General features: G+C 40.7%; 12 protein-coding genes. 11 read left to right on the top strand and 1 reads right to left on the bottom strand.

Annotation, left to right across the window (positions count from 1 at the left end):
• The 11 genes from AC1RRY_RS00220 to AC1RRY_RS00170 all read left to right on the top strand — a co-directional run bounded on the left by AC1RRY_RS00220 (position 1) and on the right by AC1RRY_RS00170 (position 13,646).
• A complete protein-coding gene (locus AC1RRY_RS00220) occupies positions 1-819 on the top strand; it encodes a glycosyltransferase family 2 protein (protein ID WP_492819166.1) in 819 nt (272 codons plus the stop codon).
• 21 nt (positions 820-840) lie between these two features.
• Positions 841-2,172, top strand: a complete 1,332-nt coding sequence (locus AC1RRY_RS00215; protein WP_492819168.1) for an NAD(P)/FAD-dependent oxidoreductase — start codon at positions 841-843, stop codon at positions 2,170-2,172.
• 249 nt (positions 2,173-2,421) lie between these two features.
• Complete coding sequence (locus AC1RRY_RS00210; protein WP_492819170.1) at positions 2,422-5,034, top strand: carbohydrate-binding domain-containing protein; 2,613 nt, start codon at positions 2,422-2,424, stop codon at positions 5,032-5,034.
• Between the two features lie 345 nt (positions 5,035-5,379).
• Complete coding sequence (locus AC1RRY_RS00205) at positions 5,380-6,324, top strand: glycosyltransferase family 2 protein (RefSeq protein WP_492819172.1); 945 nt, start codon at positions 5,380-5,382, stop codon at positions 6,322-6,324.
• Positions 6,325-6,526: 202 nt separating this feature from the next.
• Complete coding sequence (locus tag AC1RRY_RS00200) at positions 6,527-7,342, top strand: exonuclease domain-containing protein (RefSeq protein ID WP_492819174.1); 816 nt, start codon at positions 6,527-6,529, stop codon at positions 7,340-7,342.
• Positions 7,343-7,496: 154 nt separating this feature from the next.
• Positions 7,497-7,829 (top strand): NADH-quinone oxidoreductase subunit NuoK, encoded by a 333-nt coding sequence (gene nuoK / locus AC1RRY_RS00195; protein ID WP_492819176.1) that lies wholly within the window; start codon positions 7,497-7,499, stop codon positions 7,827-7,829.
• Positions 7,830-7,899: 70 nt separating this feature from the next.
• Positions 7,900-9,843 (top strand): NADH-quinone oxidoreductase subunit L, encoded by a 1,944-nt coding sequence (gene nuoL / locus AC1RRY_RS00190; RefSeq protein WP_492819178.1) that lies wholly within the window; start codon positions 7,900-7,902, stop codon positions 9,841-9,843.
• Positions 9,844-9,893: 50 nt separating this feature from the next.
• Positions 9,894-11,342, top strand: a complete 1,449-nt coding sequence (locus AC1RRY_RS00185; protein ID WP_492819180.1) for a complex I subunit 4 family protein — start codon at positions 9,894-9,896, stop codon at positions 11,340-11,342.
• A gap of 63 nt (positions 11,343-11,405) precedes the next feature.
• Complete coding sequence (locus AC1RRY_RS00180; RefSeq protein ID WP_492819182.1) at positions 11,406-12,800, top strand: NADH-quinone oxidoreductase subunit N; 1,395 nt, start codon at positions 11,406-11,408, stop codon at positions 12,798-12,800.
• 40 nt (positions 12,801-12,840) lie between these two features.
• Positions 12,841-13,329: a GtrA family protein gene (locus AC1RRY_RS00175; RefSeq protein ID WP_492819184.1), complete on the top strand. Its 489-nt coding sequence runs from the start codon at positions 12,841-12,843 to the stop codon at positions 13,327-13,329.
• Positions 13,330-13,469: 140 nt separating this feature from the next.
• Entirely contained in the window at positions 13,470-13,646 is a 177-nt protein-coding gene (locus AC1RRY_RS00170) for a hypothetical protein (RefSeq protein ID WP_492819186.1), read from the top strand.
• Between the two features lie 135 nt (positions 13,647-13,781).
• On the opposite strand, the gene AC1RRY_RS00165 is transcribed toward AC1RRY_RS00170, so the two are convergent.
• A complete protein-coding gene (locus AC1RRY_RS00165; protein ID WP_492819188.1) occupies positions 13,782-14,720 on the bottom strand; it encodes a hydroxypyruvate isomerase family protein in 939 nt (312 codons plus the stop codon).
• Positions 14,721-14,785: the final 65 nt, after the last annotated feature.

The raw sequence follows: 14,785 nt of genomic DNA, 5'->3' as shown, positions 1-14,785 counted from the left end.
ATGGAACCCACCCGGCCTAAAGTTAGTGTTGGTGTACCTACCTACAATCATGAGGCGTTTATTCGCCAGACACTGGACGGAATCCTGATGCAAAAGACCGATTTTCCGATTGAAATTGTAATCGGTGACGATGCTTCTACAGATAACGCTCAGGCTATTATAAAAGAGTATATTGAACAATATCCTCATCTTTTCAATGCGTTTCTGCATCAGGAAAACCAGGGGCCTGAAACACCTAAAGAATTTGCAGGCCGCAACAACGTAGAAACTATAATTAAAGCCTGCAAAGGCGACTACGTGGCTTTATGTGAGGGTGATGATTACTGGACAGACCCTTTAAAATTGCAAAAGCAATTTGATTTTATGGAGGCAAATAAAAACTATATGATTTGCCATCATAACATGAGGGTTATTTATGAGGACAACTCCCCCGAACATTTTTTTAATTTGCCAGACCAGAAAGTACATTCAACCATTCAGGATATTCTTAAAGACACATGGTTTATTGCTACTGCCAGCATTTTTTACAGGAATTGTTTCCGTGATCAGGACTTTGCCGGCTGGCGTAACAGAGCTGCTGCCGGTGACTGGGCCCTGGTAATAGAATTAGCCGCGCGTGGAGATATTCATTATATACCCGAAACAATGGGGGTTTACCGCAAACACCGCGGAGGTTTAAGCAACGTACACTCCAACACCAATATAGAATTTCTCAAAAACCGAAGGCAAATGTTTGCTGACGTAAATAAATGGCTGGAGTTTAAATATGACGCAACTATTAGAGAGACCTTAAAAAAATACGATCAACAAATTGCATAAATACCAAATTAACGCAAATACATGAAATTAAATATAATAGGTGGCGGAATGACCGGTCTGGCTGCTGCATATATAGCAGCCAAACAAGGAATTAAAGTAACTGTAATAGAAGGTAGTGATAAATTCGGTGGACTACTCAATACTTTCGAGATCGGAGGTAATCAGCTGGAATACTACTACCACCATTTTTTTACACAGGATGCCGAGCTGCGCTGGATGTTACAGGATCTTGGTATTGCCGACAAAGCTTTCTATAAAAAGACAACCATGGGGGTTTTCAGAAATGGCAAAATATACGACTTTAACTCCCCTATTGATTTATTGAAATTTAAGCCTGTAGGGTTTATCGGTAAGATAAGGTTTGGTCTGACCAGTATTTTTCTGGGGAAATTTGCCAAGTGGCGTGAAAACGAAGGTATTTCTACCCTGCAGTGGTTTTATAAATGGGCGGGTAAAGATATAACCGATGCCCTTTGGAAACCCATGCTCAACATCAAATTCGGGCCTTATGCCGGGCAGGTGCCTCTGTCATGGATGATAGGCCGCATGGCTCAGCGCCTCGGTTCACGTAATAAAGGAGACGAAAGCCTGGGGTATATTCAGGGTAGTTGGAAAACACTGATAGATGCCCTTTTGAAAAGGCTGGAAGAAATGGGTGTTGAACTCATTAAAAACGAACCGGTTGATGTTTTCAGCATTGAAAACCATGAAATAAAAAGTATTAAAACCAAAAACCTGACCATAGAAGGCGATAAGTTTTTATTGACTATACCATCTATCTATTTCGATAAAATCAAAAACTCACCGCTTGATGCTAACGGCATTGAATACTTCGGGGCTGTGTGTACTATTCTGGAGCTGAAAAAATCGTTCAGTCATATCTACTGGATGAACGTAGCTGACCAGGGTTTTCCGTTCGGTGGAGTTATAGAACATACCAATTTTATTCCGAAAGAACAATACAATGGCTCACACATTCTGTATCTGTCGCGTTACTTTGCCATGAGTGAAGACCTGGCGAAAATGAGTAATGAAGAGATAAAAGCGGTGATGGTTCCGCCATTGAAACGCATTAACCCTGAGTTTTCTGAAGACTGGATTAAAAATGTGTATATCTTCAAAACCAATACGGCCGCAACTGTATGCGACCTGAATTTCTCAGAAAAAGTACCTGCCTGTGAAACCCCGACCAAGAATCTCTATATAGCCAATATGGCTCATATATACCCTGATGAAAGAAGTACCAATAACTCTATCAGAGTAGCTGCTGAAGCCTGCAAAGTAATGGATATAAACGCCGATTTTGTTCCTTACGGTGCCTCTCTTTCAGGCAAGATTGGATTTGGAGAATAAGAATATCTAAATTTATATTAAAGGGACTGACTAAAATAATCAGTCCCTTTTTTGTTATTCTGAAACCTACGAAAGTTTTAATAATATAAGAGCGCGCCTATTTGCTTCGACGAGCATTTATACCTCCTTATAGCAATACCTCTTGTAAAGTATTTTTCATGCGGTTTTTCTGTGCATACCACCCTTTTTACCTTTTGTTCGTCTTTATCATCGACAGCAAACAAACTATTTTTTATAACAATCACCAATATGAATAAAAGAGGGATCGCTTTGGTTGGTCTACTACTAACTGTTGTTTTCTTTTTCGAGTCTTGTAAGACTGACGAACTAACAAAAACTGCAACCATTTCTGCTATTGATTGCACAAATGCTACATTTTCGGCACCTGCTTCCAGTGGGGTGTCTTTTACGGCTACTGCTACGGTTCCTTATACGGGAGGTAATGCGGTCGAGTATCCTTCAGGAACAGCTATTGCTTCGTCAGGTGTAACCGGACTAACTGCTACTCTTTCCGCCGGAACTTTAGCCAACGGAAGCGGAACAGGCAGTTTTATTATCACTGGAACTCCTGCCACAGCAGGAACAGCCAGTTTTCCGATTGTATTAGGCGGGCAGACCTGTACACTGGCCTTGCCTGTGGCGCTTTCAAAGGCCAGTATTTCAAGTTTGTCAGGTAAAGGCACTGCTTCCGGTGGAACAAGCGGAACTGCCTATACCGGAACAGCTACGCTGGAATATACAGGAGGTAACGGAGCGAATTATGATGCCTCTGCAGTTGCTTCAACCGGAGTTGAGGGGCTTACTGCAACATTAACAGCCGGTACATTAGTTAATGGCTCAGGAAACCTGACCTATACCATTTCAGGCACACCAACATCGAACGGAACGGCCACATTTAATATTAGTTTTGGCGGGCAAACCAGCACAGTTACTATCTCGGTAGCTGCTAATACTTCCGGCACCGCTAATCCTGCTAAAGATACTGTTGTTATCGCCTATTCGGGCACAAGCGCTGCTGTGAGTAATGCGTTCGCAAGCGATGGTGTCAGTGTAGCGGTGAGTGGTGCAGATGTAACCGTAACATCTAAAAACACTACCAAAGAAATTGTTTACCTGTTATCAGGAACAGCCAGCAAGGGCAGCTTCAAGATTTACAGTGATTACAAGTTCAACATAACCATGAAAGGGTTGAACCTGACTAACAGCAACGGCCCGGCTATTAATATACAGTCAGGCAAAAAAGTAACTGTTAACATCCTGAGTGGAACCACCAACTCGCTGGTAGACGGCACTATCTACGCTACCAATAGCGAAGACCAGAAAGGAACATTTTTTAGCGAAGGCCAACTGCGTTTCATGGGAGCGGGTACGCTCAATGTAACCGGCAATTATAAGCATGCCATAGTTTCAGACGATTACGTTTATGTATCAGAATCAAACATCGTTGTGAAATCGGCAGTGAAAGATGGGATACACGCCAATGATTACTTTGTGATTGATAACGGAACCGTTAATGTAACAGCCTCTAAAGATGGTATTGTGGCAGAAGAAGGTTACATATCTATCAATGGTGGTTCGGTAACAGTTAATAGTGTAGATGATGGCATCAGTGCCCAGTATGACGGAACCGATGCAAGCATTACCCCTTATGTATTAATTAAAGGCGGAACTATAAAGGTAACCACTACAGGAGACAAAGGCAATGCCATAAAGAGTGAAAGCTACACCTCAATCGGTACAGCAGATATTGTAACCCTGAATGTAAGTGGCAAAGGAGCCAAAGGAATTAAAACTGATGGAGACTTCACACTGTCGGCTGGTACGGTAAAAATAACGGTGTCGGGTGCGGCTTATTATGTAACTGCCGATACTGACATTGCTGCTTCTGCCGGTATTAATTGTGATAAAAATCTGGCCATTAAGGGTGGGAATCTGACCATTACTAATACTGGTACAGGTGGCAAAGGGATAACCGTTGATGGCACTGCCGCTATCAGCGGTGGTACTACTACTATTTCGGCTACCGGAGCCAAATATACTTATAGTAGTTCGTTAACCAGCGAAGCCAAAGGCTTTAAGAGCGACGGCAGTTTCACAATCACCAATGGCGAATTGACTATTGCAGCTACAGATGATGGCATCAAATCTGAGACTTCGGTCACTATAAGTAATGGTACTATCAATATCACTAAATCGACAGAAGGAATTGAAGCCCCGATTATCACTTTTGATGGAGGGATAACAAATATAACGGCTTCAAATGATGGCATTAATGTAACTAAGGGCACGGTTGCAGGTGGAACCGAATCAAACGACGGAAGCCATTTATTTATCAATAATGGTATCATTATCGTAACAGGTAGCGATGCCATAGATAGTAATGGCAATATTACCATAAACGGCGGTATTACCATTGTAAATGGCCCGACAAACCAACCCGAAGAAGCCATTGATTTTAATGGTGCTTTTCTTGTTAACGGAGGCACTCTGATTGCTGCAGGATCAAATTCTGGTTTTAATAAACCTATGAGTGCAACATCTACACAGGTCGGCATGTACATCAAATCAAGTGCACAACTGGCAGCCTCTTCTTTGTTACATATCGAGAATGCGTCAGGCACAGAATTGGTAACTTTCAAACCTAAAAATGCGGTTTATTCTTTTCATTTTTCTTCAGCCGGTTTAGCAAAAAATACGCAGTATAAGATTTACTTTGGCGGAAGCTATACAGGTGGAAGTTTCGTGGGCGGGTCTTCAGGATGGGGTTTATATACCGGAGGAACCTACAGTACAGCAGGGGGTACATTAAAAAGCACCACAACTACATCGGCTTCAAATACTGTAAATACTATAACATTTTAAATAGAAAAATCCTTGAACAGAGGCTGTCCATATGGTGACTGCCTCTTTTTATTTCAGGATAATTTGCGGTTTTGAAAAATTAAAAACCTGATTCAGCGACCTTAGAAAACTGTGTTGGTTCTAATTCTTTCATATTGAAAACAATTTTGAAAAATAATACGATAATTTTTCAAACACGAAACTTTCCGTTAATGAAGTTCGTTTCTACATCATACGCATTTAAAAAGCCAGAGTCCTGCCCGCAAAGCAGGACTTTTTTTATTGCTATATTTTTTCTCTTTGCCCTTTTGTGTTTCAAATACTCTATCTTTGCGACTTGAACATTTGCACTAAGCCCTTGTTATAATGATTTCAATTGTCATTCCTATCTTTAACGAAGAAGAAAATCTACAAAATCTTTATAATCGACTGACTTCCGCTGCTCCATCGTGGGGTGAGGATTACGAAATTGTGCTGGTAGATGATGGGTCGAGAGATAAGTCATTGACAATGATGCGGGTGATGGCTGCAAAAGATACCCGGGTACGAATAGTAAAGCTTTCGCGTAATTTTGGGCATCAACCGGCTATTTCGGCAGGTATAAAAATGGCCAAGGGCAATGCAATTGTCATTATGGATGGCGATTTACAGGATCCACCTGAAGAACTCTATCGATTCTTAGACAAATGGCGCGAAGGATACGATGTGGTGTATGCCATAAGAACCAAACGGAAGGAAAGTTTTTTTAAGAAAATAGCTTACACCGCCTTTTATCGGCTTTTGGCATGGATTTCAGACATTGAAATTCCGCTGGATTCAGGTGATTTCTGTGTAATGGACAGAAAAGTAGTGAATGTATTAGTGGAAGAAATGCCGGAACAGATAAGGTTTGTGAGAGGCATGCGGGCTTATGCCGGGTTTAATCAAATAGGCGTTACTTATGAACGAGCCGAAAGAGCAGCCGGAGAAGTAAAATATACGTTCAAAAAATTGGTACAGCTTGCGCTTGATGGCCTTTTTGGTTTCTCGAGTTTCCCACTTCGGTTGGCCACTTATATGGGTTTTCTTATTTCTATTCCTGCATTCTTTTTAGGAATCTTCTTTATTCTGCACCGCTTGATAGGCTTTAAGATTTTCGGACATGCGCCCGAAGAAACACCGGGCACCGCAACGCTGGCTGTAGGAATCTATTTTCTGAGTGGAGTAATTCTGATTATTCTCGGCATTTTAGGCGAATATATAGGCAGAATTTACATTGAAGTGAAAAAGCGGCCGTTTTTTGTAATTGATGAAGTAATTGAGGATAAATAAAATTGATGCTATTAATAAGTATATGCCATGCTCTGAAAAGGCGTGGCATATTTTGTTTCAGGCGTTTCTATTCTAACACGAATAAAAAACCACGGATTACCAATCTGTGCTACTGATATTGACGCCAATATAATTTAATACTGATTTATCTAATCCGTTTGATAATTTCCTAACTTTGTGCTTTTGAATTAAATGATTGATAATGCTTACTCATACACTTAAACTCCGAAAACCTCTTGCCGTAATTGACCTCGAAACCACAGGAGTTAATATTACCAAAGACAGAATTGTGGAATTGTGTATTGCCAAAGCCAAACTGGACGGAACCGTTGAGGTAAAAACGAAACTGATCAATCCGGGCATACCGATTCCGCTGGAAACGAGCCTGATTCATGGCATTTATGATGAAGACATAAAAGATGCGCCAACATTCAAGCAAATAGGTAAATCACTTGCTCAGTTTATAGAAGGCTGCGACCTGGCCGGGTTTAACAGCAATCGGTTTGATGTACCCATGCTGGTAGAAGAGTTTTTAAGAATTGATGTGGACTTTGATATAAAGAACCGTAAACTGATTGACGCCCAAAGGATTTTCCACCTGATGGAACCCCGAACGCTTTCAGCTGCATATCGTTTCTATTGTCAAAAACAACTTGAAGGAGCACATAGTGCAGAAGTTGATACACTTGCCACACTTGAAGTGCTATGTTCACAAGTTGAAAAATATGATGGTGTAAAACTGAAGAATGATAAAGGGGAAGAATACGAACCTGTAAAAAATGACATGGATGTATTGCATCAGCTGACATCGGCCAATATTGTTGATTTCGCGCAACGCATGACCCTCAACAGTAAAGGTGAAGTGTTATTCAACTTCGGCAAACACAACGGCAAGCCTGTCAGGCTCATATTAAAACAAGAACCCCAGTATTATGATTGGATGATTAATGGGGATTTCCCGCTGGACACCAAGAGAAAATTAACTGAAATAAAGCTAAAAATGATGCTTGAAAAGTGATTTTCCGGCTTATTAAGTAACTTTTTCTTCTATAAATAATAGTATTTTGTTAAGACCTGATCAGGCGTTAAAATTCAGGTCGATAATTGTTTATTGATAATTGTTCATTATTTTTGCGAAAATTTTTTTCGGAAAAACAACCATAAATCTGCAAATGCAAAGTAAAATACCAGACATTATCCAGACCGTTCCTTTGCTAAATTATGTCTTACTGGCAAGTATTTTATTCATCATCGGGATGGTAGGTGTATTGATACGCCGCAATGCGATTATCATATTTATGTCGATTGAGCTAATGCTCAACGCCGTTAATCTTTTATTGATTGCATTTTCTTCGTATCGCGCTGATCCGTCCGGGCAGGTTTTTGTATTTTTTATTATGGCTGTAGCCGCAGCTGAAGTAGCCGTCGGGCTGGCCATTATCGTGATGATTTATAGAAATATCCGCTCAATTGATGTCGGTTTATTGGATAAATTGAAGTGGTAAGCCCTTCCTGCAATATAGTATATTTAGTTTACTAAACCTTATTCATGCCTTTGAGGCTGAGGCTATTAATATGTCAATCATTACTCTAATACCTTTATTTCCACTCATTGGTTTTTTAATCAACGGTCTTGGGTTTCGTAAAATTTCTAAAAGTTTAGCCGGACCCATAGGTGTTGGGGCTTCTTTGTTATCATTTATTGGTACTATTTTAGCCTATACCCAATTTGCTGAAACCAACCAGCCTATCGTTGTTAATGTGTTCGACTGGATTACCGTCGGATCTTTACAAATCAACTTCGCGTTTCAGATAGACCAGCTTTCTATTCTCATGCTCTTCGTAATTACAGGTGTAGGTACATTGATACACCTCTACTCGATGGGTTATATGCATGATGATGAAGGATACGGCAAATTTATGTCCTTCCTTAATTTGTTCCTGTTTTCGATGCTTTTGTTGGTAATGGGTTCAAACTATGTGGTTATGTTTATCGGTTGGGAAGGTGTCGGTTTGTGTTCTTATCTGTTGATAGGATTCTGGAATAAAAATACTGAATACGGCAATGCTGCCCGAAAAGCCTTTATTATGAACCGTATCGGTGACCTGGGCTTTTTAATAGGGATCTTCCTGATTATATTAAATTTCGGGTCGGTTGAATACACGGAGGTATTCGAAAAAGCAAAAGGCTTTACCATTGGCGACAGCACCATTATTGCCATTACAGGCTTTCTGTTCATCGGTGCAATGGGTAAATCGGCACAGATTCCGCTCTATACCTGGTTGCCTGATGCGATGGCCGGCCCTACCCCGGTTTCGGCTTTGATTCACGCCGCAACCATGGTTACGTCGGGTATTTACATGATCGTCCGCTCGAATATTCTATATACACTTTCTCCTGAAACACTTGAATTTGTAGCCTGGATAGGCGTAGCCACTGCAGTTCTTGCCGCTACCATCGGTATCTTCCAGAACGATATCAAGAAAGTACTCGCTTACTCAACTGTCAGCCAGTTAGGTTATATGTTTATGGCATTGGGAGTTTCGGCTTATACGTCGGGCTTTTTCCATGTGGTTACACATGCTTTCTTCAAGGCTTTGTTATTCCTTGGCGCTGGTAGCGTGATTCATGCCATGAGTGGAGAACAGGATATCCGCCGGATGGGTGGCTTGTGGAGCAAGATAAAAATTACTGCCATTACTTTCCTAATCGGAACCATCGCTATTTCGGGTATTCCGCCATTTGCCGGTTTCTTCTCTAAAGATGAAATTCTGGCGCATGTATACGAGCACAATAAATTAATGTGGGTGTTGGCTGTATTAGGCTCAATGATGACCGCCTTCTACATGTTCCGTCTGTTTTTCCTTACTTTCACAGGACCTTTCAGAGGTACCCATGAGCAGGAACACCATTTACATGAATCGCCTGCGAGTATGACTATCCCGTTGATGGTGCTGGCAGCATTATCTGTTGTTGGTGGTTTTGTAGGTATGCCGGAGATCTTCCACTTCCCACATGCTTTAGCAGACTTCCTGAATCCGATTTACGAGGGTTCAAAAGCCGTTAATCCTGAGTTCGGCGCACATCCAATCGATCATTCTACCGAATGGATACTAATGGGCATTTCGGTAGCCGCAGCAGCCATTTCAATTTTTGTAGCTTATACCAGATTTGGCAACAGCAAAAATGTACCTGTTGAAGACAGCGAAATAACAGGAATCCAGAAGGTTATTTATAACAAATACTATATTGATGAAACCTACTGGGCCATTTTTGTGACTCCTGTTAAGGGTTTATCAAACCTGTTTGCGGGTCTGTTCGAACCAAAAGGATTTGACGGCATTGTAAACGGTGTAGGTAGTCTTGTGAACTCGTTCAGCAGTTTAACCCGCAGATTACAAGCCGGCGGCACCGGTTTCTATCTGTTTGCCATGGTTATCAGTATTGCGATAATTTTGGGTATTAATCTGGGGTATCCGGTTCTGGAAACAATCAAAGCATTTGTTGGAATAAAATAACGGCTTATTTCAACCAAACATTACGACTTAAAAATTAAAAATAATTACGGATGTTAGCACTAATCCTTATACTAATTCCCCTTATCGGCAGTCTTATTCTGTTTTCTTTAAGAGGTAGTAATGCTGGAGTATCAAAAAATGTGGCATTGTTGACTGCGCTGCTTGAGTTTGTAATAGCTGCATATACTTTTCTTTCGTTTGACTCTCAAACCATTATAGAAGTAAAATATGCCTGGATGAAAGACCTGAGAATCAATTTCCATTTAGGTATTGATGGTATCAGTCTTTTAATGATTGCCCTGACAGGCTTTTTAACCCCACTTATTATTCTTTCTACTTTTAAGAATACCTATCAAAAACACTTTTCATTCTATTCGCTTATCTTATTGACAGAAGCGGCGCTGATGGGTGTTTTTATGGCAAAAGATATTTTTCTGTTCTACTTCTTCTATGAAGCAGCGCTGATACCGGTTTACTTTCTGGCAGCACTTTGGGGAGGAGCAAATGCTCCGAAAATCACTTTCAAAATGTTTGTTTACACCATGTTTGGAAGTTTGTTTATGCTGGTAGCTATTGTTTACCTATATGTAAATGCTTCTACTGCCAATATACAGGAATTATACAACGCCGCTAAGTTTATATCGCCAGCTAACCAGAATCTGTTGTTCTGGGCTTTCTTTATAGCATTTGCCATTAAGATGCCGGTGTTGCCATTTCATACCTGGCAACCTGATGCCTATAGCGAATCGCCTACACCGGCTACTATGTTATTGTCGGGCCTTTTATCGAAAATGGGTGTATATGGCTTGATCCGTATCTTATTGCCGCTTACGCCGGTAGGCCTTTCAAACTTCGGCATGATAGCCATGGTATTATCTGTTATCGGTCTTATCTACGGTTCGGTTATTGCTATTCAACAAAATAATATCAAACGTCTGATAGCCTACTCATCATTTGCACACATGGGTTTAATGGCCGCAGGGGTTTTATCAGGCACAGTAAGCGGTGTGCAGGGTGCTTTATTACAAATGGTTGCACACGGTATCAATGCGGTTGGCTTGTTTTTCATTGTGAAAATTATCTATGACCGCACCCAGACAAGAGACCTGCAGGCATTAGGGGGTATCACTCAAAGTACACCTGCGCTAAGCATCTATTTTATGATTATTATGTTGGGCAGTGTGGCTCTGCCGCTTACCAATGGCTTTGTGGGAGAGTTCTTATTATTGAAGGGTGTATTTGATAAAAACGCCTGGTTGGGAGGTATTGCCGGACTAACCATTATTCTAGGAGCCGTTTATATGCTGCGCCTGATGCAACGCTCTATGTTTGGTGAGCGTAATGAAGTAACAGCGGAATTCAGTGACGTGAAGGGTACCGAAGTAGCTGTTCTGTTGCCTATTGCTGCTGTGGTATTGTTGATGGGTATTTTCCCTAATGTGTTTCTGAAAATTACTGAACCTGCGGTAAATAGTTTATTACAACTGATTCATCCTTAATTCATGGTTCATTTCTGGCAGCTTATGCAATTGCCATTGAACTGATAATGATAAATAGACCTTATGTATCCTATACTCGTACTTTCTATTACCGGAATTATCACTCTGTTCTTGGGTTTTCTTAAATCGAAGAAAGTTTTACTTCCTGCCTCATTGTTTTTTGTAACGCTTGCCTTTCTTGCCAATTTCTATGATTGGAACAAGCCGGGCTTGTATTTCAGTAATATGATGCAGGTAAATAATCTGTCTATTTTATTTACGGCTGTCCTGCTGATTTCGGCCTTTCTGATTATGGCCTTATCAAAAGGGTTTATCGACGATGACCACGCTCAACCGGCAGAATATTTTGCGATCTTGCAGTTCTCGCTTGTAGGGGCCATCATCATGACAGGCTTTCAGAACCTGATTATGCTTTTCATTGGTATCGAAATCCTTTCGGTTTCAATGTATGTACTGACCGGAAGTGATAAACGGAATTTGAGAGGAAACGAAGCCGCGCTTAAATACTTCTTAATGGGGTCTTTTGCAACGGGTATTATGCTGTTTGGTATAGCCATGCTTTATGGTGCCAATTACTCTTTTAATATTGATACGGCACGTGCTGTTATTTCTCAGACACAAGCCGCAGGTCACCCGGTATATCTGTATATAGGAGTTACTTTCTTATTAATAGGTTTGTTATTTAAAGTTTCTGCGGCACCTTTTCATTTCTGGACACCAGACGTTTATGAAGGAGCCCCGACTATTTTTACAACGTTCATGTCGACTATTGTAAAAACAGCCGGATTCGCAGCTATTTACCGTATATTGGAAGTTTCATTCTCGCCTATCTATACTTTCTGGTGGGTAATGGTTATTGTAATGACCATACTGAGCCTTGTTATCAGTAATGTTACTGCCGTATCACAGACCAGTTTCAAGCGCATGCTCGCCTTCTCGAGTATTTCTCATGCCGGATATATGTTGCTGGCAGTGATAGGCTTAAGTAATAAATCAGACGATTCTATCATATTCTATTCACTGGCTTATTCTTTGGCTACCATCAGCGCCTTTGGTGTATTGATGGCTGTATCGAGAGAAAAACTGGTAGACGGAAGGCCGGATGAAAGTATTGCCGTATTGAATGGCCTGGGTAAAAGAAGTCCTTTTCTGGCTTTTGTTTTAACTGTTTCAATGCTTTCGCTGGCGGGTATTCCGCTTACAGCAGGATTCTGGGGTAAATTCTATGTTTTTGCAGATGCCGCTTTCAGAGGATACATCTGGCTGTTGGTTATAGCCATTCTGATGTCGGCAGTAGGTATTTATTATTATTTCAAGCCCATTATTGCTGCTTATATGAAAGAAAGTGAGGGTGAAAGTATCAGCCTGAAGCCTTTTCATAAGATTATTCTAGGAATCACCGCATTCGGTACCATCTTACTTGGGTTATTCCCTGATTTATTAAGAAGCCTCATGTAATTGAAATACTTTTTTAAATGATACCACCTTGCTTAGCCTATTGAAAAAAATAAAGAACAAAGAACTGAGAGGCTTTATTTCCTTTTTTTTGACTGCTGTTTTAGGTGCCGGTACTAATTTTATTACACAAATACCGTATAAGCATCTTTTTCTTGGTTTGGGTTTTGCTGATAAACCGGCTTTCAATCTTAGCGTTTCGGCAGGATATCTGACAGCAACGGTGGTAAGTTTTATTCCCGCTAAAGTTTTTGCTTTCTCTGCCAAGGAGTCGGGTAATACACGACGTGAATCGCTTAAGTTTCTTATCATTGCCCTTATAGCCTGGGGAATACAAGTAGGCGTATCGTCTCTTACCTTCGATCACCTGGCCAATAAATACTTTACCGACCAGTCTCTTTTTGTACGTGAAAAGAGCTCGCATGTAGTCGGCATGGGCTTTAGTTTTCTTGCCAATTACTTTGGCCATAAATTTCTGACTTTCAGGAGTACCGGAATTTATGATAAAATTAAAACCCGCAACAATCACTAAAATTGAACAAAAGCAAGATAATTTTGTTCTTTTAAGCAACATTTAAGATGATTTTAAAAAAAATTTAAGAACTACTTGCATTGTATCTTAAAATAAACTTAAATTTGCAATGCGTTTCAAACCTTAAACATCATAAAGAAATGAAAAAAGTATTTGCAATCTTATTCGTAGCCGGTATCGCTTCTCTTGCAGCTTGTACTTCTAAATCAGAAACATCAGCAGACTCAACTACTGTTGATACTACTGCAACTGCAGTTATAGCTGACACTACAGCTACTACTGACACTACAGCTGCTGCTGACACTACTAAGAAATAATTATTACTTAGATAGCATGAAGGTCTTATTCGTACAACGAGTAAGACTTTTTTATTTGGCATCTATAACAAAAAAAGGTATCGGGTTTAACACCCGATACCTTTTCTATTGATACACAAACATATCATTTTCATTTTAGAAATTATCACTCCATCTGTAGGCCTCTATCAGTTTCTTTTCACCATCTGCACCTTTGTAGGCGTTCCCATGTTCCATGCCTAAGATAAACTCCTGATTGTTGGCCTTTGATTTATCATAAATGTGCTTGAACAGGCTTTTATAATTTACTTCGCCTGTAGTAGGCTCATTACGACCCGGTTCGTCACCAATCTGGAAATACCCGATTTCGCTCCAGCACCAATCCATATTTTGTGTCAGTCGGCCTTCGTTACGTTGCATGTGCCACATATCAAACAGAATCTTACATGACGGGCTGTTAACGGCTTTACAAATCATATAGGTCTGGTCTGAATTACGCAGGAAAAGCTCAGGCGTATCGCTTAATGGTTCGAGAACCATCGTAAGATTATGAGGCTCCAGAATATCGCAGGCACGGCGTAAGGCATCAATTACATTGGCGGTCTGAATACCTATCGGTAATCTTCTTTCAAAAAAACCGGGTACAACTGTTGCCCATCTGGCATTGACACGCTTGGCAACTTCTACCGACGCACGACAGGTTTTAAGAAAGTTTTCGAGGAATTCCTTCTTGCCGGTTGCCAGAGATATTTTCCAGTTATCGCCTCCGTCAATTACAAATACGCCCATCTTCATATTCAATTGGGCAAGGGTCTCTCCTATCTTTTTTTGTACGTCAACCGGGCGGCCAAGCATTCCGTTATCTTCCAAAGCCATAAATCCGTTATCAGCCATAAATTTCAACTGATCGATCAGGTCTTTTCCGGCCAGGTTTTCGAACATACCAAAGTGTGGAGCATACAAGAGTTTATACTTGTCGGCAGCATTGGGCTGAGGCCCATTATGTTCTGTTTCTGCTGCCAATGCAGCGCCCATAGGCAAGGCTGATGCCCCTGCTACCATAGCACTTTTAGAAATAAAATTTCTGCGATTCATTTTAATAAGTTAAGGAGTTGATTGATGCGGACAAATTACGAAAATATTACCAAAGGGCTTGTTGA

Source organism: Emticicia sp. GW821-FHT11C11 (assembly GCF_058808615.1).
This window is presented reverse-complemented; position numbering and strand designations above follow the sequence as displayed.